Annotated in this window: 20 protein-coding genes; 10 read left to right on the top strand and 10 right to left on the bottom strand. The window is 74.7% G+C overall.

Annotation, left to right across the window (positions count from 1 at the left end):
• Positions 1-27: 27 nt before the first annotated feature.
• From Sfr03f_RS16035 to Sfr03f_RS16015, 5 genes are all read left to right on the top strand, one after another.
• Entirely contained in the window at positions 28-594 is a 567-nt protein-coding gene (locus Sfr03f_RS16035) for a hypothetical protein (RefSeq protein WP_245967576.1), read from the top strand.
• 143 nt (positions 595-737) lie between these two features.
• Positions 738-935 (top strand): DUF8691 family protein, encoded by a 198-nt coding sequence (locus Sfr03f_RS16030; protein ID WP_108954570.1) that lies wholly within the window; start codon positions 738-740, stop codon positions 933-935.
• A gap of 137 nt (positions 936-1,072) precedes the next feature.
• Positions 1,073-1,534: an SHOCT domain-containing protein gene (locus Sfr03f_RS16025; protein ID WP_108954569.1), complete on the top strand. Its 462-nt coding sequence runs from the start codon at positions 1,073-1,075 to the stop codon at positions 1,532-1,534.
• Positions 1,535-1,629: 95 nt separating this feature from the next.
• A complete protein-coding gene (locus Sfr03f_RS16020) occupies positions 1,630-2,046 on the top strand; it encodes a DUF7144 family membrane protein (protein ID WP_108954568.1) in 417 nt (138 codons plus the stop codon).
• Between the two features lie 82 nt (positions 2,047-2,128).
• Positions 2,129-2,434, top strand: a complete 306-nt coding sequence (locus Sfr03f_RS16015) for a chorismate mutase (RefSeq protein ID WP_108954567.1) — start codon at positions 2,129-2,131, stop codon at positions 2,432-2,434.
• Between the two features lie 51 nt (positions 2,435-2,485).
• Here Sfr03f_RS16015 and Sfr03f_RS16010 read toward each other — a convergent pair whose 3' ends face one another.
• On the bottom strand, positions 2,486-3,040 hold the full coding sequence (locus Sfr03f_RS16010; RefSeq protein ID WP_108954566.1) for an NUDIX hydrolase: 555 nt from the start codon (positions 3,038-3,040) through the stop codon (positions 2,486-2,488).
• Positions 3,041-3,375: 335 nt separating this feature from the next.
• On the opposite strand from Sfr03f_RS16010, the gene Sfr03f_RS16005 reads away from it, so the two are divergent.
• On the top strand, positions 3,376-4,272 hold the full coding sequence (locus Sfr03f_RS16005) for an alpha/beta fold hydrolase (RefSeq protein ID WP_218028155.1): 897 nt from the start codon (positions 3,376-3,378) through the stop codon (positions 4,270-4,272).
• A 27-nt stretch (positions 4,273-4,299) separates the two neighbouring features.
• Here Sfr03f_RS16005 and Sfr03f_RS16000 read toward each other — a convergent pair whose 3' ends face one another.
• Positions 4,300-5,358 carry a phosphotransferase family protein gene (locus Sfr03f_RS16000; RefSeq protein ID WP_108954565.1) on the bottom strand — a complete coding sequence of 353 codons (1,059 nt, stop codon included), beginning with the start codon at positions 5,356-5,358 and terminating at the stop codon, positions 4,300-4,302.
• 188 nt (positions 5,359-5,546) lie between these two features.
• Between Sfr03f_RS16000 and Sfr03f_RS15995 the strand changes: the two genes are divergently transcribed.
• The gene (locus tag Sfr03f_RS15995; RefSeq protein ID WP_108954564.1) at positions 5,547-6,914 is read left to right on the top strand and encodes a M28 family metallopeptidase; all 1,368 of its coding nucleotides are present in this window, start codon (positions 5,547-5,549) and stop codon (positions 6,912-6,914) included.
• Positions 6,915-7,004: 90 nt separating this feature from the next.
• Here the strand turns inward: Sfr03f_RS15995 and efeU are convergent, their stop codons facing one another.
• From efeU to Sfr03f_RS15970, 5 genes are all read right to left on the bottom strand, one after another.
• A complete protein-coding gene (efeU, locus tag Sfr03f_RS15990; RefSeq protein WP_108954563.1) occupies positions 7,005-7,943 on the bottom strand; it encodes an iron uptake transporter permease EfeU in 939 nt (312 codons plus the stop codon).
• A gap of 60 nt (positions 7,944-8,003) precedes the next feature.
• Complete coding sequence (gene efeB / locus Sfr03f_RS15985; protein WP_108954562.1) at positions 8,004-9,242, bottom strand: iron uptake transporter deferrochelatase/peroxidase subunit; 1,239 nt, start codon at positions 9,240-9,242, stop codon at positions 8,004-8,006.
• 46 nt (positions 9,243-9,288) lie between these two features.
• Positions 9,289-10,452 (bottom strand): iron uptake system protein EfeO, encoded by a 1,164-nt coding sequence (efeO, locus tag Sfr03f_RS15980; RefSeq protein WP_108954561.1) that lies wholly within the window; start codon positions 10,450-10,452, stop codon positions 9,289-9,291.
• A gap of 288 nt (positions 10,453-10,740) precedes the next feature.
• A complete protein-coding gene (locus Sfr03f_RS15975) occupies positions 10,741-11,178 on the bottom strand; it encodes a hypothetical protein (RefSeq protein ID WP_108954560.1) in 438 nt (145 codons plus the stop codon).
• Positions 11,179-11,420: 242 nt separating this feature from the next.
• Positions 11,421-12,878, bottom strand: coding sequence for an aminotransferase-like domain-containing protein (locus Sfr03f_RS15970; protein ID WP_108954559.1), 1,458 nt, complete (start codon positions 12,876-12,878; stop codon positions 11,421-11,423).
• Here Sfr03f_RS15970 and Sfr03f_RS15965 point away from each other — a divergent pair.
• The gene (locus Sfr03f_RS15965; protein ID WP_108954558.1) at positions 12,877-13,773 is read left to right on the top strand and encodes a DMT family transporter; all 897 of its coding nucleotides are present in this window, start codon (positions 12,877-12,879) and stop codon (positions 13,771-13,773) included. The genes Sfr03f_RS15970 and Sfr03f_RS15965 overlap by 2 nt on opposite strands.
• 27 nt (positions 13,774-13,800) lie before the next feature.
• On the opposite strand, the gene Sfr03f_RS15960 is transcribed toward Sfr03f_RS15965, so the two are convergent.
• On the bottom strand, positions 13,801-14,568 hold the full coding sequence (locus tag Sfr03f_RS15960; RefSeq protein WP_108954557.1) for a restriction endonuclease: 768 nt from the start codon (positions 14,566-14,568) through the stop codon (positions 13,801-13,803).
• 288 nt (positions 14,569-14,856) lie between these two features.
• On the opposite strand from Sfr03f_RS15960, the gene Sfr03f_RS15955 reads away from it, so the two are divergent.
• A complete protein-coding gene (locus Sfr03f_RS15955; protein ID WP_108954556.1) occupies positions 14,857-16,941 on the top strand; it encodes an MMPL family transporter in 2,085 nt (694 codons plus the stop codon).
• A gap of 44 nt (positions 16,942-16,985) precedes the next feature.
• The gene (locus tag Sfr03f_RS15950) at positions 16,986-17,795 is read left to right on the top strand and encodes a GNAT family N-acetyltransferase (protein WP_108954555.1); all 810 of its coding nucleotides are present in this window, start codon (positions 16,986-16,988) and stop codon (positions 17,793-17,795) included.
• 386 nt (positions 17,796-18,181) lie between these two features.
• On the opposite strand, the gene Sfr03f_RS15945 is transcribed toward Sfr03f_RS15950, so the two are convergent.
• Together Sfr03f_RS15945 and Sfr03f_RS15940 are read right to left on the bottom strand one after the other, a co-directional pair.
• On the bottom strand, positions 18,182-19,717 hold the full coding sequence (locus Sfr03f_RS15945; protein WP_108954554.1) for a vWA domain-containing protein: 1,536 nt from the start codon (positions 19,715-19,717) through the stop codon (positions 18,182-18,184).
• Positions 19,718-20,029: 312 nt separating this feature from the next.
• Positions 20,030-21,376: a glycoside hydrolase family 18 protein gene (locus Sfr03f_RS15940; RefSeq protein ID WP_174721593.1), complete on the bottom strand. Its 1,347-nt coding sequence runs from the start codon at positions 21,374-21,376 to the stop codon at positions 20,030-20,032.
• Positions 21,377-21,810 lie beyond the last annotated feature (434 nt).

Raw genomic sequence — 21,810 nt, 5'->3', positions numbered from 1 at the left:
TGCGGGACGACGTGAAGGGAGAGGCCCGTGTCCGCGACCTCCGGCAGACCGGGAACGCCCGGTGAGGACCGGACCGGTTCCGGCGGAGCCACGGCGCACCGCGCCGACGGCGAGGGCGGGGCGGGACGGACCCGGCAGGACTACACCGGCGGCGTCCACGGATCCATGCTCGCCGCCTCGGTGGTGATCGGCGCCGGCAGCCTGGGCCGGTTCCCGCGCCTGCACCTGGTGCTGCTCCTGCTGCTCACCGGCGTGGTGTTCTGGACCGCGCACGTGCACGCCCACCTGTTCGGGGCGCGCCTGGCGCAGCGGGCGCCGGACCGTTGGGCGGTCCTGCACGTGTGCCGGGAGGAGTGGCCGATCGTCAAGGCCGCCGTCCCCCCGGCCGCGGCGGTCGCGGTCAGCGGGCTGCTGGGCCTGGACGTGCAGGGCGCCCTGTGGCTCGCCGTCTCGGTGGCCGTCGCCGGGCAGGTGGGCTGGTCGGTGGCCGCGGCGCGGAGCGCGGGCGCCCCTTGGCGCCTGGTGGCGGTGACCGCGTCGGTCAACCTGCTGCTCGGCCTGCTGATCATCTCCTTCAAGGTCGTCCTCAAGTGACCGGCCCGCGCCGCCCGCGTACCGGGCCCGGTGAGCCGGTCACCTTCGTGGGGTGAGGCAGGCGGGGGAGCGGGGGTGGAGCATCGCGGGGAGAGGGCACCGTCGGACCTGCCGGAGACGCCTGGTCCGGGGAAGGACACCTCGTGCGCTACGAGATCCGAGTCGAGGGACACCTGTCGGAGACGCTCGCCAGCACCTTCCAGGAGCTGGACCACGTGGTGATGGCCGGGCAGACCGTGCTGTACGGCCCCGTCGTGGACGAGGCGCACCTGTACGGCCTGCTGGCGCGCTGCCGGTCGCTGGGGCTGCGGGTGGTGGAGATGCGGCAGCTGCCGGAGTGACGCGACGCGGCCGGGCGGCCGCCGGGTCACCCGTGCTGGGTGAGGCCGCGCCCCCGCCGCCGTGGGCACCCTGAACACCGGTACACCCCCGCTGCCGGGAGAAACCCTTCCGGAGCGGCACGGGACGGAGGACGGACATGCACGCTCCCACCTATCTGGCCTACGACTTCCCCCTGCTGGGCGCCCTGTGGACCATGTTCGTGTTCTTCCTGTGGGTCATGTGGTTCGCCCTGCTGTTCCGGGTGATCATCGACGTCTTCCGCGACGACGCGATGAGCGGCTGGGCGAAGGCCGGCTGGCTCGTCGTCTGCACGTTCGTGCCCTTCCTGGGCGTCTTCCTCTACGTGCTGGTCCGGGGCAAGGACATGGGCCGCCGGGAGCGCGCCCAGGCGCGCGCGCAGCGGGAGGAACTGCGGGAGTACTTCGCGGACGGCGGGGACGGCGGGCGGCGCAGCAGCGTGGACGAGCTGGCCCGGCTGTCGGAGATCCGCGCCAAGGGCGACATCACGGACGAGGAGTTCCGGCGGGCGAAGGAACTGGTCCTGAGCGGCCACGGTCCGGCCGGCCCCGGCCCGTCCTCGCAGCCCTCCGGCTCCTGACCCGAGGGTCCGAGCGGCCCGGTCACCGCGCCCGAGGCTCCGAGGGTCCGGTCACCGCGTCCCGATCGTCCCTCCCCCGCGAAACGAGGCACACCATGACCGCGAAGCACGACCGGCACGCCCCTGCGGCGGCAGCGGGAGCGCCCGACGGCCTGAGGTTCTTCGCCGCCGTGATGCTCCTGCTCGCCTCGGTCCTGGACCTCCTGCGGGGCGTGATGGGGATCGCCGGGGACGACGTCTTCGTCGCGGCGCCGCACTACGTGTTCGGGTTCACCCTGACCGCCTGGGGCTGGATGCACCTGGCCCTGGGCGTGCTGGGCGCGCTCGTCGCCCTCGGGCTGTTCCGGCGGGAGCGGTGGGGGCGGGCCGGCGGGGTGGCCGTCGCCTTCTTCCTGGTCGTCGCCTCCTTCCTGTCGCTGCCGTACTCGCCGCTGTGGTCGGTGGTGGTGATCGTGCTGGCGGCCTTCGTCATCTGGGCCCTGTGCGGGGGCGGGCGGCCCCGCGGGCACTGACCGGGCCGCCCCGGCTCCGGCCTTGCCCCCGCGTGCGGGTGAAAGCGCCCCGCGCGGGGGCGAGGGCTGGAAGCATGGGCCCATGCCTCAGCCCGGGACCCCCGCCTCACTGGACGAGATACGCGACCGCATCGACGCCCTCGACGCCGACCTGGTCCGACTGCTGGCGCGGCGCGAGGAGTTGGTCCGTGCCGCGGCCGGCTTCAAGAAGGACGAGCAGGCGGTGCGGGCGCCCGACCGCGTGGAGCGCGTCGTCGCGGCCGCCCGGGCGGAGGCGGAGCGGGCGGGGCTCAGTCCGCAGGTCGCCGAAGCGGTCTGGCGGGCCATGATCGCCGCGTTCGTCGACCTGGAACTGACCGCCCACAGCCGTATCCGGCCGCGACCCTGACCCTCCGCCCGCGCGCCGTGGCCCCGCGAGGACGCGACGTCCGGAGCGGCGTCAGTCGGCGGCCGGGCCGCCCTCCGCGGGGGCCGGGTCGAGCAGGAGGGCCATCAGAGCGACCAGCGTGGCGCTGCTGACGATCTCCCGCCGGGAGATCATCCCGCGCACCCGGTCCAGCGGGACCCACTCCCGGCGGTCGGACTCGTTGCGTTCGGTCGGCTCGCCCGCCCGGACCGCGTCGTCGGTGCGGAACACGAAGTGGCGGGCGTCGGTGATCCCGGCCGCGGGCTCCGCGTAGACCAGCTCGCGCAGGGACCGCGGGCGCCACCCCGTCTCCTCCTCCAGCTCCCGCGCCGCCGCCGTCGCCGGGTCCTCGCCGTCCTCGACCAGGCCCATCGGCAGCTCCCAGGCCCAGGTGTCCGTGACGAAGCGGTGGCGCCACATCATCAGGACCCGCCGGTCCGCGTCCACGGCGGCCGTCACGGCCACGTCGCGCAGCCTGACCACGTGGTAGTCGGCGCGGGTCCCGTCGGGCTGTTCGACGTCCAGGCTACGCAGCCGCACCCAGGGTGTGTCGTGCAGCGCGTGCTCGGCATGGACGGTCCAGCGCATCAAGCCCTCCTCGGCCCGTTCGTCGTACCGGTATCCAAGCCCGCCTCCGCCCCGGTGCGGGAGGTGAACTGCGAGAGCCGGTCCTATTGACAGGAATTCGACAACGCTTACCTTGGGTAACTCCGTGCGGCGACACATGTCGGTCTGCGTCTCCCGCGCGGAGGAGGGAACCCTTCTCGCACCGGACGTGCCGGCCCCCGGCGCCGTCCCCGCTCCCGCCGTCACCCCTGCCGCTGCCACCGACGAAGGCGAGACCCCGCAGCCATGAGCACAGCCACAGCCCGGCCCCGCCTCCCCGGGCCGCCCGCGTTCCCCGTCGACCGGGCGGTGGCCCGGTGAGCGCCGCCGCCGAGGTGCGCCGCACCCGGGTCACCTCCGGGGACGTCTCCCTGGCCGTGTGCGAGCAGGGGGATCCGGCCGCGCCGACCGTGCTGCTCGTCCACGGCTACCCGGACACCCATCACGTCTGGGACGAGGTGGCCGAGGTGCTGGCCGCCGACCACCACGTGGTCCGCTACGACGTGCGCGGCGCGGGCGACTCCGAAGCCCCGGCGAACCGGGCCGGATACCGCCTGGAACTGCTCGCCCGGGACCTGTTCGCGGTCGCCGACGCCGTCAGTCCCGGGCGGCCCGTGCACGTCGTCGCCCACGACTGGGGGTCCATCCAGTCCTGGGAGGCGGTGACCGACCCCGGAGCCGCCGCGCGCATCGCCTCGTACACCACGATGTCGGGCCCCTGCCTGGACCACATGGGGTTCTGGCTGCGCCGCCGGATGCGCCGGCCGAGCGCCCGTCACCTGCGGCAGCTGGCCGTCCAGGGGGTGCACTCCTGGTACATCTACCTCTTCCACCTGCCGGCGCTGGCGCCCGCCGCCTGGAAGCTCGGCCTGGCCCGCCGGTGGGGCACGGTGCTGCGGGTGTTCGAGGGCGTCACCCCCCGCCCCGGCCACCCGGCCGCCACCCTCGCCTCCGACGCGGTGCGGGGCATCGAGCTGTACCGGGCCAACATGCGGCAGCGGCTGCGCAGGCCGCGCCGGCGTCCCACCGAGGTGCCGGTCCAGCTGGTCACCCTCACCAAGGACAGCTTCGTCAGCCCCGCGCTGAGCGAAGGGCTGGAGGAGTGGGTCCCGCACCTCGAACGCCGGGAGCTGCCCGCCGGCCACTGGTCCGCCCTGCTGAACCAGGCGCCCGAACTCGCGGCACTGGTGCGGACGTTCGTCGCCTCCACGTAGCGCGTCGGCGCGCGGTCCGTCGCCGCCCTAGTACCAGGGGCGGGTGTCGTGCGGCGGGAGCGGGCGCAGGCGCGGCCAGCGCTCCAGCAGACGGCCGGCCAGGGCGAAGCAGAGGCGGCCCAGGGCGTGCAGGTGGTCGTGGTCGCGGGTCAGCCCCGCGACCACGCCCAGACGGTGGACGAGCCGCTCGCGGGCGGAGACGTAGCCCCAGGTGAAGTCCTCGGCGGGCACCCGGGCGAGCTGGTCGGCCGTCCCGCGGTGGGCCCGCTCGACCAGCGCGTCGCCCTGGATCAGCCAGCCCGCACACGCGTCGGCGAGGTCGCCCGGCACGTCCCGGCCGGTGAGGTTCCGCCAGGTGGCGCGGTAGACGTCCTCGACCTCCGCCAGCGGGGCCCCGGTGACCGACATGGCGCACCAGCAGGTCGGGAAACCGATGCGGAAGTAGGCGAGTTCGACCAGGCCGTTGCCGAGCGAGGCCCGCTCGAAGTCGACGAAACGCACGCCCTGGGCGGTGCGCAGGTCGTTGCCGGGGCAGGGGTCGCCGTGCAGCAGCGCATGGTGCGCGGCCGGGTCCAGCCGCTCCAGCAGGCCGCCGAGTTCACCGGGGACCTCGGACGGCACGGGCACGTCCAGGGCCTTGGCCAGGGCGAGGAAGGACTCCGCGTCGGCGCTCGTGGGGCCCGAGAAGCGCGGAAGCGCCTCCGCGTCGGCGGGTCCGGTCAGGGCGTGCAGCCGGGCGAGCGCCTCGGCGTACCCCGGCATCCAGTCGTCCGTCCTGCCGAGGTCGTCGACGTGCTCGAGGACCATCAGCCGCGAGGAGGGGTCCACGGCGAGCACCGCGGGGGCCACGGCGGGCGCCGCCGCCCGCCCCGCCAGGCGCAGACCGGCGACCTCCCGCGCGAAGCGGGTGTCCGCGTCGGCGCCCGCGTCCCCGCCGTCGGCGATCTGCTTGACGATCACCGTCTCCGGGCCGGCCAGCCGCACCCGCCACACCCGTGACCGCGGACTGCTGTCCAGCAGGTCGGCCTCGCGGGGGGTGCCGACGCCGGAGAGCAGCGCCTCGTCGAACGGAACGCGGTTCGCCATGCCGACGAGCGTAGCCCCGGCTGCCCGTTCGCGGGGGCGTGTGGCCGGGGAGCGACGTGAGCCCGTCCGGAACCAGTATTGACGGAACACTGACAACTCGGTGAGCATCGGGCCGCACAGGGCCCACCCGGCCCTGAGCCCCCGTTCCGGACACCCTCCGGATCCACCGACGAGAAAGAGCGGCCCTCATGACGAGCTACCAGGCCGGCCCGCCCCGATCGTTCCGCAGACGCACCGCGACCGTCGCCGCCGTGGCGGTGGGAGCGCTGCTCGCCGTCACCCCCGCCTCCTACGGCAGCACGGCGGGCGCCCCCGCGGCCCCCGCTCCCGCCGCGGCCGCGCAGGCCGCCGCGCTCGCCGCCCCCGACATCCCGCTGGCGAACGTCAAGGCGCACCTGACCCAGTTCCAGTCGATCGCCACCGCCAACGGCGGCAACCGCGCGCACGGCCGCGCCGGCTACAAGGCCTCCGTCGACTACGTGAAGGCCAAGCTGGACGCCGCCGGGTTCACCACCACCGTGCAGCAGTTCACCTCCTCCGGCGCCACCGGGTACAACCTGATCGCCGACTGGCCCGGCGGCGACACGAGCCAGGTCCTGATGGCCGGGGCGCACCTCGACTCGGTCTCCAGCGGCGCGGGCATCAACGACAACGGCTCCGGCTCCGCGGGCGTGCTGGAGACCGCGCTCGCCGTGTCGCGGGCCCAGCTCCAGCCGACCAAGCACCTGCGGTTCGCCTGGTGGGGCGCCGAGGAGCTGGGCATGGTCGGCTCCAAGTACTACGTCAACAGCCTGACCAGCACCGACCGTTCGCGCATCGCCGGGTACCTCAACCTGGACATGATCGCCTCCCCGAACCCGGGCTACTTCGTCTACGACGACAACGCGGCACTGGAGAAGGTCTTCAAGGACTGGTACGCGGGCATCGGTGTCCCCACGGAGATCGAGACCGAGGGCGACGGCCGCTCCGACCACGCCCCGTTCAAGTCCGCGGGGATACCCGTCGGCGGTCTCTTCACCGGCGCCAGCAGCGTGAAGACCTCGGCGCAGGCCACCAAGTGGGGCGGGACGGCCGGTCAGGCCTTCGACCGCTGCTACCACTCCTCCTGCGACAGCACCACGAACATCAACGACACCGCCCTGGACCGCAACACCGACGCCCTCGCGCACGCGGTCTGGACCCTGGGCACGCAGGCCACGCCGCCGCCGGGCACCACCTTCGAGAACACCGCGGACGTCGCCATCCCGGACGGCGGCGCCGCGGTCACCTCGACCATCGCGGTCACCGGCCGCACCGGCAACGCGCCCTCGACGCTGCAGGTGGGCGTCGACATCAAGCACACCTGGCGCGGCGACCTGGTCGTCGACCTGCTCGCCCCGGACGGCACGGCCTACCGGCTGAAGAGCTCCAGCGGCTCCGACTCCGCGGACAACGTGATCGCCACCTACACCGTGAACGCCTCCACCGAGACGGCCAACGGCAGCTGGCGCCTGCGGGTCCAGGACGTGGCCGCCCAGGACACCGGCTACATCGACAGCTGGAAGCTGACGTTCTGACCCGGCACATCCCGCGTCCCGCGTCGCCACAGGCGAACGGCCCCGTCCGCGTGCAGCGGGCGGGGCCGTCCGGCGTGCGCGCTACGGGGGTCAGCCGCGGTCGGCCGTTGTGGAACCGGTGGCCGTCGTGGAGCCGGTCGCCGTCGTGGGGCCGGTCGCCGTCGTGGGGCCGGTCGCCGTCGTGGAGCCGGTCGCCGCCGTGGTCCCGGCGACGGCCGCCGCGGCGGGGCGGCGGCGTTCCGGGGCCAGGAAGAGCACCATCGCGGGCACCAGGTAGAGCAGCCAGACGGCGAGCTGCAGGACGGTCGGGTCGGGCTGGAAGTTGAAGACGCCCTTGAGGAGGGTGCCGTACCAGGACTCCGGCGGGACGGTCGCGCTGATGTCGAAGGCGCGGTCGCCCAGGCCCGGCAGGAAGTCGGCCTCCTGGAGGTCGTGGACGCCGTAGGCGAGGACGCCGGCCGCGACGACGACCAGCATCGCGCCGGTCCAGCGGAAGAACTTCGACAGGTTGATCCGCAGCGTGCCCTGGTAGAACAGCCAGCCCAGCGCCACCGCGGTGGCCAGGCCCAGCAGGGCGCCGACCAGCGGACGGACGCCGTCGCCGCTGGCCTGGACGGCGGTCCAGATGAACAGCGAGGTCTCCAGCCCCTCCCGGCCGACGGCGAGGAAGGAGGTGACCACCAGGGCGCCGGTGCCCAGGGCGAGCGCGGCGTCGAGCTTGCCGTGCAGTTCGCGCGCCAGATGACGGGCGGTGCGCCGCATCCAGAACACCATCCAGGTGACCAGGCCGACGGCCACGATGGACAGGGTGCCGCCGAGGGCCTCCTGCGCCTGGAAGGTCAGGGTGGAGGAGCCGAACTGGAGCGCCGCGCCGAAGGCGAGGGAGAGCGCCACGGCGACGCCGACGCCCGCCCAGACGGGCACGAGCCGGTCCCGGTTGCCGGTCTTGACCAGGTAGGCGATCAGGATGCAGACGACGAGGCTCGCCTCCAGCCCTTCACGCAGGCCGATCAGGTAGTTGGCGAACACGCCGGTTCCTTTCTCCGAGCGGGGACGGACAGGGGTCGAGCAGCGGGGCCGTGCGGTGCGTCAGGTGAACAGCGCCCGGCCCCACCAGTCGTCCTCGTCGCGGACGCCCGGGGGGACGGCGAACAGTGCCGAGCCCACGTGCTGGATGTACTCGTTGAGCGCGTCGGAACGCGCCAGGGCCCTCTGGACGGGGACGAACCCGGTCCGCGGGTCGCTCTGGTAGGCCAGGAAGAACAGGCCCGCGTCCAGGCGGCCGAGGCCGTCGGTGCCGTCGGTGAAGGAGTAGCCGCGCCGCAGCATCGCCGCGCCGCCGTTGGAGTCCGGGTGCGCGAGGCGCACGTGGGAGTCCGGCTTCATCGCCTTCAGGAACGGCTCGTCGTGCTCCCCGCTCCTGCCGACCGCCGCGCCCCGCCGCTTGTCGCGGCCGAAGACGTCCTCCTGCTCCTGCAGGGAGGTGCGGTCCCAGGTCTCGACGTTCATGCGAATGCGGCGGGCCACCAGGTAGGAACCGCCCGCCATCCAGCCGGCGTTCCCTCCGCCCGCCCAGACGTGCTGGTCCAGCGAGGCGGTGTCGGTGCCGGAGATGTTGCGGGTGCCGTCCTTGAAACCGAACAGGTTGCGCGGGGTCTGCGCCTCGGGCGTGGTGGAGGAGGTCTTGCCGAAACCGAGCTGGGACCAGCGGATCGCGACCGTGCCGAAGCCGATCCGGGTCAGGTTGCGGATGGCGTGCACCGCCACCTGCGGGTCGTCGGCGCAGGCCTGCACGCACAGGTCGCCACCGCTGCGCGCCGGGTCCAGGTTGTCGCCGGGGAACTTCGGCAGGTCCTCCAGCGCGTCGGGGCGCCGGCCGGCCAGGCCGAAGCGGTCGTCGAAGAGGGACGGGCCGAAACCGATGGTCAGGGTCAGCCGGGACGCCGGCAGCCCGAGGGCCTCACCGGTGTCGTCCGGCGGCGCCTCCGGTATGCCGCCGTAGGCGCCCTCGCCCACGGCGCGGCCGGCCGTCATCCGCTCGGCCGCCCGCGTCCACTCCTTCAGCATCCGCACCAGCTCGGCGCGGTCCTTCGTCCGCACGTCGAAGGCGGCGAAGTGCAGCCGGTCCTGGACGGGCGTGGCGATGCCCGCCTGGTGCCGGCCGTGGAAGGGAACGACGCCGTCGGACGAGGAGGGGCCGTCCTCCCCGGCGCCGGCGACGGCCACGGTGCCCCCCACCGCGGCGGCGCCGAGCGCGAGCCCGGCGCCGCCCCAGCCGAGCACCGCGCGACGCGAGGGTGCGGCGTCGCCGTGCGGCTTCTCGGACATGTCTCGCTTCTTCCTGACGGTCGTGCGGGCGGGAGGGGCCGGGCGGTTACTTCGCGACGGCGGCGGACAGCTTGGACAGCGGCTCGGCCAGGGCGTTCACGCCGTCGGAGAGCTCCTTGCGGTCCGCCTTGCCGACCTTGTCGTACGAGACGTAGGTGTAGGAGTCCGGCTCCTCGCCCTTGTCCGTGCGGTACTCGTCCAGCAGCTCGGTCAGCGCGGCGAACCGCTCGTCGAGCGTCTTGACCAGCTCGGGGTCGTTCTTCCCGGCGACCGGCTTGAGCAGTTCGTAGGACTTGGCGGCGCCCTCGAGGTTGGCCTTGAAGTCGACCAGGTCGGTGTGGGAGTAGCGCTCCTCCTCGCCGGTGACCTTGCCGGTGGCGACCTCGTCGAGGAGTTCCTTGGCGCCGTTGGCCATGGAGGTCGGGGTGATCTCGGCCGTGCCGACGCGCTGCACCCAGTCCTCGAGGTCCTTCATCAGCTGGTCGGCGAGCTCCTTCTCGCGGTCGCCGATCTTCCCCTCGTCCCAGAGGGCCTTCTCCAGGCGGTGCCAGCCGGTCCAGTCCTTCGCCGGGTCCTGGCCCTCCTCGAGGCCGTCCTCACGGACGTCGACCTTGGGGTCGATGTCGCCGAAGGACTCCGCGACGGGCTCGGTGCGCTCCCAGCCGATGCGGGACGGGGCGTAGAGCTCCTTGGCCTTCTCGACGTCGCCGGCCTTCACCGCGTCGGCGAACGCCTGGGCCCGGGGCAGCGTCTGCTCGGCCTGGGCCAGCACGTACGAGCGGAAGGAGGCGACCGCGGCGTCCGCCTCGGCGCTGCGCGCGGGGGCCTTGCCCTTGCCGGTGGCCTCGACCTTCTGGCGGATGCCGTCGCCCTTCATGCCGGGCTTGCAGGCGATCTGGTAGTCGCCGGCCTTCACCTCGGCGACCAGGGACGCCTTGGTGCCGGGGCCTATGTTCTCGCGCTCGGCCACGATCCGGTCGTCGGGGAAGAGGAGGTACACCTCGGTGACCTTGGACCCCTTGTTCTCCACATTGAGGGTGACGTGGCCGGCGGGGAAGTCCTTCGCGGAGACCTCGCAGGCCGAGTCGGTGGCCGTCACCCGGAGGGCGTCGTCCTCGCTCGCGGCCTTCTGGGTGCAGCCCGACAGGGCCACGACGGCGGCCAGCGCGGTGCCGGCGCCGAGAAGAAGGGGGCGAGTGCTGACGGACATGATGCCTCGATTCACGCGGGGTGGGCCTGGGGGCGCGGGCGTGACCGTCCGGGCCGCAGCGGAGTCTAGGCACGTGGAGGCGGGTTAGGAAAGGCTGTCCTTATCAGGATTTGGTCAAGCTTGCGCGTGCGCGGAACGGTGGCCGCCGCCGTGGGGGTGCGGCGGCGGTGTCGTGGATCCGCGACGGCGGCCGCCGGAACGCGCGAAGGCGCCCCGTGCGGACGGGCCGCACGGGGCGCCTTCGGGTGCCGGAGCCGGCGGCTCGGTCCGCCGCGGGCCGCCGGGGCGTCAGACCGCCGCGGCGGCCCGGCTCTCCTTGCGGTCGCGCAGGCGGCCGCGGAGCATGAAGGCGCCGAAGCCGAAGATGATCACGCCGGTGCCGCCGGGGATCGCCCACTTCTTCGGGTCGTCGGCCACGACGGTGGTGGCGTCCGGGCCCTCCGCCTTGGCCGCCACCGGGGCGGTGGGCTCGGAGTCGAAGGTGGTGTCCATCTCGGCGGACTCGAGGGTGAACGACTTGTCGTCGGCCACGAACGATCCGGTGCACGACCAGTTGACGCCGCCGCGCCGGGTCGTCTCGCTCTCGCAGAGCTGGGCCGTGAACCGGCCGGGCGTGCCGGTGAGCTGCGTGTCCATGCGGATGATGCTGAAGCCGATCAGGCAGACGCCGCCGACCAGGCCGACGATCATGATCAGGAACTGCCGGAGCGCGAAAAGGCGTTCCACGGGAACCCCCCCTGGGGTGTGGTGCACGGGTGTGACGGATGAGGCGCGTGTCCCCACGGGGACGGGCCGCAGGGCAGCGTAGGTGATCACCGTTGTTGGTGTGCAGTCATTTTGATCACGTAAGCGTTGCGGTCCGGCGCGCGATCGCCAGGTCGCGCGGCGTCCAGCCCGCGCGGTCCTCGGGGTGCGCGGTCCTCGGGGTGCGCGGTCCGCGGGCCGTGTGGTCCCGGGCCGTGCGGTCCTCAGGCGGTGGTCCCGCCCCCGAGCGCCTGCGCCAGCCGCTGGACGCCCTCCTCCAACTGCGCGGCGCCGGGTGTGCCGACGTAGCTGAGGCGGAGGTGGGCCGCGGCCGGCCCGGCGGGGAAGTACGGGGCGCCGGGGGTGACGGCCACGCCGCGGCGCAGGGCGGCGGCGGTGACGTCCCGCTCGTCGAGGCCGCCGGGCAGGCGCAGCCAGAGGTGGTAGCCGCCGTGCGGCGGGCGCGGCGGCAGCAGGCCGGGCAGCGCGGAGGCCAGGGCGGCCAGCAGGGTGGTGCGGCGGTCGCGCAGGGCCGCGGCGAGCGTCCGCAGGTGGCGTGACCAGGCGGGGGAGCAGACCAGTTCGAGGGCGGTCTCCTGCAGCGGGCGCGGCACGAAGAGGCTGTCGACCGCGTGCACCGCGCGCAGCCGCTCCAGCGCGGGGCCACGCGCGGTGAGGGCGCCCACGCGCAGGCTCGGCGCCGAGGCCTTGGTGAGCGAGCGGATGTGCACGACCACACCGTCCGGGTCGTCGGCGGCCAGTGGCCGCGGCGGCGCCGGGGCGTCCGCGTGGACCAGACGGCGCGCGAAGTCGTCCTCCACCACGAAGGCGCCCGCCCGGCGGGCGACGGCCAGCACCTCCTGCCGGCGCGCGGGGGAGAGCACCGCGCCGGTGGGGTTCTGGAAGAGGGGCTGACAGACCAGCAGGCGGGCCCGGGTGGCGGTGAAGGCCTCGGTCAGCAGGTCGGTGCGGATGCCGTCCGCGTCCACCGGGACCGGCACCGGACGCAGACCGGCGGCCCGGGCCACGGCGAGCGTGCCCGGGTAGGTGGGGGACTCCACCAGCACCGGCGAGCCCGGGGCGGTCAGCGCGCGCAGCGCGGTGGTCAGCGCGCTCTGCCCGCCGGCGGTGATCAGCACGTCGCCCGCGGTCAGCGCTCCGCCGGGGCCGCCGACATCGCGGGCGAACCATTCGCGCAGCTCCGGCAGGCCCTCCACCGGAGGGCGCGACCAGGTGCCCGGACGCCGGCCCGCCCGGGCGAGGGCGGCCGCGAGGGCGCGCTCCGGCTGCAGCGCGGCGTGCGGGTAGCCGCCGCTGAGGTCGACCACCTCGGGCGGCGGCGCGGAGAGGGTGGTGAGGATGCCGGAGGCGTCCGCGGCGCGCGCTCCCACGTCCAGCGCGGTGCGCGGGGGGTCGGCGCTCAGGGCGACCTCCTGCCAGGACAGGTCGCCGGTGGCCGCGGCGGCGGGCGGCGCGGCGGCCCGGAAGACACCGGCGCCCGGACGGGCCACGACCAGTCCCTCGTCGGCCAGGACGGCGACCGCGCGCGACACCGTCACCGGACTCACCTGGTGGCGGTCGGTCAGTTCCCGGCTGGAGGGGAGCTTGTGCCCCGGCGGGCGGTGCTCCAGCTCCCTGCGGAGGATCGCGGCCAGCCGGTCGACACTGCTACCGTCATTCATGACAGCACACGATAGCGCTACTGCGGTGACCGCACCGGACTTCCGCAGCGGTACTCTCCCCGCCGCCCTCGGCGTGGTCTCCTTCTCGCTGAGCTTCCCGGCCACCGTGTGGGCCCTGGAGGGCTTCGGCCCCTGGACCGCCACCGGTGTCCGCGGCCTGCTCGCCGGGCTGCTCGCCGCGCTCTGCCTGCGCCTGGCCCGGGTGCCCGTGCCCGCCCGCGCGCACTGGCCCGCCCTGCTCACCGTGGCCGGCGGTTGCGTCGTCGGTTTCCCCCTGCTGACCACGCTGGCGCTGCGGGTGTCCACCACCGCCCACTCCGCCGTGGTCGTCGGCCTGCTGCCGCTGGCCACCGCCGTGTTCTCCTCCGCCCTGACCGGCCGGCGGCCCTCCCGCGCGTTCTGGGCTGCGGCCGGGACGGGGGCGCTCGCCGTGCTGGCGTTCACCCTCCACCACAGCGGCGGCCGGCCGGCCCTGGGGGACCTCTACCTCTTCGCCGCCCTGCTCGTCTGCGCCGCCGGGTACGCGCAGGGCGGACGCCTGGCCGGGCACATGCCGGGCTGGCAGGTCATCGGCTGGGGCGTGGTGGCCGCGCTGCCCGTCTCGGCGCTGGTCACCGCGCTCGCCCTGCCCGCCGAACCGGTGCACCCGAGCGGCCGGGCACTGGCCGGGATGGCGTACATCGCCGCCGTCTCGCAGTTCGGGGGCTTCGTGGTCTGGTACCGGGGGATGGCCGTCGTCGGGGTGCCGCGCGCGAGCCAGCTCCAGCTCGCCCAGCCGCTCCTGACGATCGGCTGGGCGGTCTGGCTGCTGGGCGAGCCCCTCTCCCCCCTCGCCCCGCTGACCGCCCTGGCGGTCCTCGCCTGCATCGCCGTGACACAGCGGGCCCGTACCTGAGCACCACCTCGAGCGCCCGGCGGTCGGTCAGGCCGGGGCGGGTGCGCCCCAGGGCGGCAGGGCGGCGCCCAGCGTCCAGGCGAGCAGCGCCTCGCGGTCGACGCAGAGGATGCCGCACTGCTCGGCGTACTCCAGGGCCGGGGCGGTGAAGTCGCTGGTGGTGACCAGGGCGGCGACGTGCGCCTCGTGGACGGTGAAGCAGGTGCCGCCGAAGCGCTGGAGGTCCTGGGAGCCGACCTTGTTGGTGGCGCTGTAGCGCTTGCACTGCAGGACCACCCGGCGGCCGTCCGGGGTGACGGCGAGGACGTCCGCACCCAGGTCGCCCGCCCCGCCGACCACCTCGACGCCGGTGCAGCCGTCCCGCTCGCACAGCTCCGCCACCGCCTGCTCGAACTCGTCGGCGTCCATGGCGTCGTAGTCGGGCAGCGGGGGCAGCGCGACCGTCGGCTCGGGGGCGGAGGCCGGCAGGTCGGTGGCCGGCGCGGGCTCGGTCTCCAGCTCGTCCATCGCCGTCCCGGTGGCGCGGTCGAGCGCGTCGGCGGTGGTGCGGGCCAGCTGGGCGACCGAGCGGCGGCGTCGTCGTCGCCGCACGGCGAGGAAGGCGAAGACCGCCAGCAGGGCCAGCACGGCGATCCACCCGGGCCGGCGGCCGATCGCCCCCGCGGCCACCCGGGCCACCAGGCCCAGCATCAGCACCAGCACCGCGAGCAGGCCGAACTGCATCGCCGTCGAGTGCAGGTCGAAGCGGCGACGGCGGCCCGTCGCTGGAATCCGTTCACCGGGTGTGGTGGTCATGCCGTCCTCCCCCTCGCCGTCGCGCGCAGGGCCGCCGTCCGGCCGCCCGTCGACGGCCGTCTACCCAGGTGACGACGTTTCACCGAACGGGTGTTCAGGGGGTCCTGCCGGACCGAGGGCATTGGCCCGGCACCCGGACCCTGACGGCGGGGGCCTCCGCGCCGGCGCCGAAGCGCGGCACGCCCGGTCGCGTGGGGATGGGGCGCGCCGGGCGGGGCACCGGCCCCCGGGAACCGTAGGCTCCGCAGAGGGCGGCAAGACCTGACGGTGCGGCGGAGGAGACAGTCCATGCAAGCAACCCGCCGGTGGCGGCGGCTCGTCCCGGTCCTGCTCGTGGTGGTCGTCTGGGTGCTGGCGGGAGGCGTCCTCGGCCCGTACGCCGGGAAGCTCAGCGGCGTCGCCACCAACGACCAGGCCTCGTTCCTGCCCGAGAGCGCGGAGTCGACCGAGGTCGCCGAGGAGCAGCGGAAGTTCGAGAGCGACCGGACGGTGCCCGCCATCGTCGTCTGGGTGACCGAGGAGGGACGCGTCACCGCCGCCCAGCGCCAGGCGGCCGGTGAGGCCCTCGCCGAGGCCGCCAGGACACCCGGCGTGAAGGCCGACACCCCCGGCGCCGGACAGCTGATCCCCTCCGAGGACGGGCGGGCCCTGTCCGCCGTGCTGCCGCTGGAGTCGGCCGACGAGGAGGAGTCCAAGGCCGCCGTCGACTCCATCCGCTCCGACGCGGCCCGCGTGGACGGCATGAACGCCTACGTCACCGGGCCGGCCGCCACCCGCGCCGACCTCTCCGAGGCCTTCGCCGGGATCGACGGCATCCTGCTCCTGGTGGCGCTCTGCGTGGTGCTGCTCATCCTGCTGGTCGTCTACCGGAGCGTCCTGCTGCCGCTGGTCGTCATCATCACCTCGGTGTTCGCGCTCTCCCTCGCCTGCGCCGTCGTCTACGCGCTGGCCCGGCGGGACGTGGTCTCCGTCGACGGGCAGGTGCAGGGCATCCTCTTCATCCTGGTGATCGGCGCGGCGACCGACTACGCCCTGCTGCTCACCGCCCGCTTCCGCGAGGAACTCGCCCTGGGCCACGAGAAGTACGCCGCGATGCGCACCGCCCTGCGGCAGACCGCCGGCGCGGTCACCGCCAGCGGCCTCACGGTCGCCCTGGGCCTGCTGGCCCTGATGGTCAGCGACCTGTCCAACAACCGCGCGCTCGGCCCGGTCGGCGCGATCGGCGTCGTCTGCGCGATGGCCGCCGCGCTCACCTTCCTGCCCGCCGTCCTGGTGCTGCTGGGCAACGCCGCCTACTGGCCCACCCGCCCCGCCTCGGCCAAGGCGAAGGACCGCCGCGAGCACGGCCTGTGGCACCGCGTCGCCGACCTGGTGGACCGCAGGCCGCGCCGGATCTGGATCACCGCCCTGATCGGCCTGGCCGTCTGCGCCGCCTTCTCCCCGCTGCTCGCCGCCAAGGGGACGCCGCTGGACGAGATCTTCGTCAACGACGCCCCGTCCGTGACCGGACAGCGGGCGCTGGGGCAGCACTTCCCGGCCGGCTCCGGCAACCCCGCCGTGATCGTCGCCCGCGCCGACCGGGTCGGGGAGGTCACCCGGGCGGCCGCCGCGACCGAGGGCGTCAGCCGCGCCGTACCGGTCTCCGCGGAGGGCCCCGGGCGCGGGAAGCCGCTGGTGGTCGACGGCGAGGTGCGGATCGACGCCACGCTGGAGGCGGCCGCGGACAGCGACGCCGCCAAGGAGACCATCCCCCGGCTGCGCGACGCCGTGCACGCGGTGGAGGGCGCGGACGCCCTGGTCGGCGGCTACACCGCCCAGCAGTACGACACCCAGGCCACCGCCGCGCGGGACCGCGCGCTGATCGTGCCGGTGGTGCTCGCGATCATCCTGGTGATCCTCGTCGTGCTGCTGCGGGGCCTGCTCCTGCCGGTCCTGCTGGTCCTCACGGTGGGCCTCAACTACCTGGCCACCCTCGGCGTGACCGCGCTGCTCTTCCGCTACGGCTTCGGCTTCACCGGCACCGACGCCTCGGTGCCGCTGTACGGGTTCGTGTTCCTGGTGGCGCTGGGCGTCGACTACAACATCTTCCTGATGACCCGGGTCCGCGAGGAGACCCTGCGGCACGGCACCCGGGAGGGCATCCGCACCGGGCTCGCCGCCACCGGCGGGGTGATCACCTCCGCGGGCGTGGTGCTGGCCGCGACCTTCGCGGCGCTCACCGTGATCCCGCTGGCCTTCATGGCGTTCATCGCCTTCATCGTCGCGTTCGGCGTGCTGCTGGACACCCTGGTGGTGCGTTCGCTGCTGGTGCCGTCGCTGGCGCGCGACCTCGGGGCGCGGGTCTGGTGGCCCAACCGGTCGATGCGGCCCTGATATTCGGTTGCCCGCGGGAGGACGGGGGCCCAGAGTTCGGCCCCATGGACCACGCCACCGCCCTCCTGCGGGCCTACGACACCCAACTGCGCACCGACGCGGAGACCTCCAGCGCCCTCGCCGTGACCCGGCTGGGCCCGCTCCACCTCGCCCGCTACGAGGGCGGCCGCGGCTTCGTCACCTACCAGGACCTCGGCAGCCCCGACGCCGCGGAGGTGCGCCGGCTGGTCGCCGCGGCGGTGGAGCACTTCCGGGCGGACGCCTCGGTGGTCCGCGCCGAGTGGAAGACCCGCGGCCACGACCACGCGCCCGGTCTGCACGAGGCGCTTCTGGAGCACGGGTTCGTCCCCGAGGACCCCGAGTCGGTGATGGTCGGCGACGCCCGGGCGCTCGCGGTGGAGGTCCCGCTGCCGCCGGGCGTGACGCTGCGGCAGGTGACCGCGGAGGCGGACGTCCGCGCCATGTGCCGCATGCAGGCCGAGGTGTTCGGCCACACCGCCGACGGGGGCGCCCGCGACGCCGACGAGCAGCTGCGGCGGCTGGCCTCCGGTGAGGACCTGGAGCTGTGGGTCGCCGAGGCGGAGGACGGCCGGGTGGTGAGCGCCGGCCGGCTCGAGCCGGTGGACGGCACGGAGTTCGCCGGGATCTGGGGCGGCTGCACCCGCGAGGAGTGGCGCGGCCGGGGCGTCTACCGCGCCCTCACCGCCGCGCGGGCCCGGTCCGCGATCGCGCGCGGCAAGCGGCTGGTCCACAGCGACTCCACCGAGTACAGCCGCCCCATTCTCGAGCGCTACGGATTCCTCCGGGTCACCACGACGACGCCGTACGAATGGTCCCGCGGCCCGGGGGAGTGACGGGGCGTCGGGGCGCCGACGGCACCGGTGCGCGGGCGCCGCGCGATGCGGGGCAGCCGGGGCGCGGGGCCGGCGGGGTGTTACCCCGGGCCCGCGGGGCCTGCGGGGTGTTGCCCCGGGGGCGTGGGGCCCGCGGGGCCGACGGAGTGCGGGGTCGGGAACGTAGGACCCGTGGGGCCGACGGGGTGCGGGGCCGGGGACGCGGGACTCGTGGGGCCGGCGGGGTGTTGGGCCAGGGTGCGGGGCCTGCGGGGGTGCGGGGCCGGGGGCGCGGGGTCGGCGGAGCCGGCGGGTCGCAGGGCCAAGGGAGGCGGAGCCGGCGGGGCGCGGGGACGGCGGGAGGCGGAGGCCGGGGGTGGGTGACGCCCGGCCCCGGCCCCCTGCCGTCACTCCCCGCCGCGGAGGGCGACCGCCTGGTGGAGTGCCTCGGCGAGCTCCCGCACCTGCGGGTCCTCCGTGCGCTCCGCCAGTGCGTCCGCGTGCTCCGCGAGGCTCGACAGCTCCGGCGTCGCGGGCCCGAACCCGCTCTCCCGCAGCGCCGCCGCGAAGTGCGCCGCCACCGCCGTGACCTGGAACCGCGCCGACGCCTGGCGGACCGAGTCGTGCAGCGCGCCGGTCCCCAGCGACCGCGAGGCCTCCCGCGCCTCCTTCGTCTCCGGGTCCAGCCACCGCACCGTCGCCGTGGCCAGGCGCCCCTCCTCGCCCTTCTTCAGCCGCACCGCGTAGAGCGCGGTGACCGTGTGCCCGGGGCCGACCTCGCCCCCGTCGACCCGGTCGTCACGGAAGTCCTCGTCGGCCACCCTCCGGTTCTCGTAGCCGATCAGCCGGTGCTCGGCCACCGTCCGCGGGTTGAAGGCCACCTGCGCCTTGGCGTCCCGCGCCACCAGGTCCACGTTGCGGGGCAGGTCCTCGGAGAAGACCCGCTCCGCCTCCTCGGTGGAGGAGACGTAGACGGTGTGGCCGTCGCCCCGGTTGGTGAGCCGCTCCATCAGGTCGTCCCCGTACTCGCTGCCCACCCCCACGCCGAAGAGGGTGATCCCGTGGTCCGCGCGGGCGTGCGCCACCTCCCGGAGAATGGCGTCGGCGTCCGTCTCCCCCGTGTTGGCCAGGGCGTCCGACATCAGCACCACCCGGTTGGTGGCGCCGTCGCGCAGCCCGTCCAGCGCCGCCGTGTACCCGGCCCGCACGCCCGCGGCCAGGTTGGTGGAGGACAGTGCCTCCAGCCGGTCGACGGCGTCGCGGACCTCACCGCGGTGGCCGCCGACACGGGTCATCGGCAGGAGGGTCTCGGCCTCGTCGCTGAAGGCGACCAGCGCGACGGAGTCCTCGTCGCGCAGCCGCCCGGCCATCGTGCGCAGCCCTTCCTGGACCAGGCCGAGGCGGTCCTCGTCGGCCATCGAGCCGGAGACGTCCACGACGAAGGTGAGCGCGGCCGGCGCCCGGTCGCCGTCACCGGCGCCCGGCTCGGGCCTCGTGGCCAGGCCCACCCGCATCAGCGCCCACCCCGCCTCCCCGGCCCGCGCCCCGTCCAGGCTCACCGAGAAGCCGTCGCCCTCGGGCCTGCGGTAGTCCTGCCGGAAGCTGTTGACGAACTCCTCCGCCCGCACCGTGGACGGCTCGGGCAGCCTGCCGTCCGCCAGGGCGCGGCGGGCGTAGCCGTAGGAGGCGGTGTCCACGTCCAGAGCGAAGGTGGACAGCCGGTCGCCGCCCCGGTCGTCGTCGCCCCGCGAGGGCGCGGCGGAGGGGGCGGGCGCGCCCTCCTGCACGGACTTGTCCTGCGCCGTGCCGCTGCCGGCGCTGTCGCCGCCCGCCGAACAGCCGGTGAGCAGCAGCCCCGCGGCCGCCGCGCCCGCGAGCAGGGCGCGCAGCCGGCGCGGGCCGGTCGGCGCGGTGGCGGTTCCTGTCGTGTGCGGGATGCTCATCTCCCGTTCCCCCCTGGGATGTCGCGGCGCCCTCGGACGCCTGCGGAGTGCCCTTGCGCCACTGTGACGCGGGGGAGCGGGGGAACGTGCGGCACGGCCGGTTGCGCTTCGGTATCGGACCGGACACGGCGTGCCGGGTCCGTGACCGGCCCGTGAGCGGGGGGAGACGTTCCGCGTGGGCCCCGGGGCGGAGGGTTGTGGTCGCCCGCCGCCCGTCCGGACGGAACGATGCGGAGGGGGACGGGGCCGCCCGCGCCCGCCCCGTCGGGCGGGCGCGGACGCGGGCGGCACCCGGCCGGGCGCCGGGAGGGGTCAGCCGTTCAGACCGGCGTCCAGGGCCTTGATCAGCTCCCCGTCCGGGGTGTCCCCGTCGAGCGACCAGATCATCGCCCCGCCGAGCCCGCGGGACTTCACGTACGTGGCCTTGCGGGCCAGCACCTGCGGATCGTCGTAGGTCCACAGCGTGGTGCCGTCGAAGATCCAGGCGTGGCCGCCGGCCCGGTTCCGGTGGACGGTGAAGCCGCCCGATCCGGCCAGCGCCTTGAGCTCCTCGTAGTCGGCGTACCCGTTCGCCCACAGGGCGGGCGCCGGGCCCGCGGCCGGCTGCCCGAGGCCGTCGCCGCCGCCGGTCACGCCGGTCCAGCCCTGGCCGTAGAAGGGGACGCCCACCACGAGCTTGCGCAGCGGGGCCCCGCGCTCGCGCCAGGCCTCGACGGTGCCGTGGACGCTGTAGTCGCCGGCCGCGAACAGGGCGGACTGCTGCGCGGTCACCGGCTCGCCGCTGACGTGGAAGTCGTAGCCCTGCAGGGTCACGAAGTCCAGGTCCCGCATGATCTTCGGCACGTCGAAGCCGGCGTCGATCTTGGCCTCGGCGGTGGGCACGAACGCGGACAGCTCGTAGTGCCGGTCCTGCCGCCGGCCGAGCGCGTCGAGCTGCCGGCGGAACTCCGCGACCAGCTTGGTGAAGTTCCTCCGGTCCTCCGGACGGAAGACGGTGTCGGTGTCGCCGGAGGAGCCGGGCCACTCCCAGTCGAGGTCGATGCCGTCGAAGACCCCGGCCGCCGAACCCGGGCCGCCACGGCCGCTGTCCGCGGGCAGGTTGCCCTTCAGGTACAGGTCGACGCAGGAGGACACGAAGCGCTTGCGCGAGGCCTCGGTGCGGGCCGCGTCGGAGAAGTGGGTCGACCAGGACCAACCGCCCAGCGAGATCATCACCTTGAGGCCCGGGTGCTTCTCCTTCAGCTTCTTCAGCTGCAGGAAGTTGCCCGCCAGCGGCTGGTCCCAGGTGTCGGCCACGCCGTCCACGGAGTCCGCGGCGGCCAGCGGCCGGACGTAGTCCGCCCAGGCGTCGGCCTCGCCGGGGACATTGCCCATCAGGCACTCGCCCTGCGGACTCACGTTGCCGAAGGCGTAGTTGAGGTGGGTCAGCCGCTCGGCCGTGCCGCTGAGGTCGACGTCCTGGACCTGGTAGTCGCGGCCGTAGACGCCCCACTGGGTGAAGTAGCCGACCTGCCGCGGGGTGTTGTGCGAGCGGGTCGAGGCGGTGGTGGTGGGCGCGTCGCCGGGGGCGGCGGACGAGGCCGGGGCGAGCCCGACGACCAGTGCGAGCGCGGGAGCGACAACTCCCGCTGCGGAGAAGAGTCTTCGAGGCAGACGCATGCGCGGAAGCTATTGGTCTGGACCATCCGGGTCAAGGGTGAGGGGGCGAACAGGAGGAGCGGGAAGGGGAGTCGCGTGTTCCGGGGCCGGCCCGCCGACGGCGTGAAAGTGACTCTGCGTGCCGGGCTGCCGTCGTGGCGGGACGCGGGCGCCGGTGTCCGGAAAGCGTCCCGCTGGGTGCGGGGGAGCGGTTCGTGCCAGGTCAGGCCAATGGCGCCGCATGCCGGAAGCGCGGCGGTGCGTTCCCGGGACCGAGGGGGTGTGACCCTCGTCTCGTTTACCGAGCGTGTGTGTGCCGTTTGGTGGCGTTGTGTCGTCCCGTTATGTGAAACCGGTGTTACGGCCGTACGAAAGTCGGCCGGTGTCGCCACAGGGCCTCTTGTGCAATCCGCGTAGACCCTCCAATCTTTCGGCTTGACGACAGGGAGGCCACC

This window comes from Streptomyces fragilis (assembly GCF_003112515.1).
Lineage (GTDB): Bacteria > Actinomycetota > Actinomycetes > Streptomycetales > Streptomycetaceae > Streptomyces > Streptomyces fragilis.
This window is presented reverse-complemented; position numbering and strand designations above follow the sequence as displayed.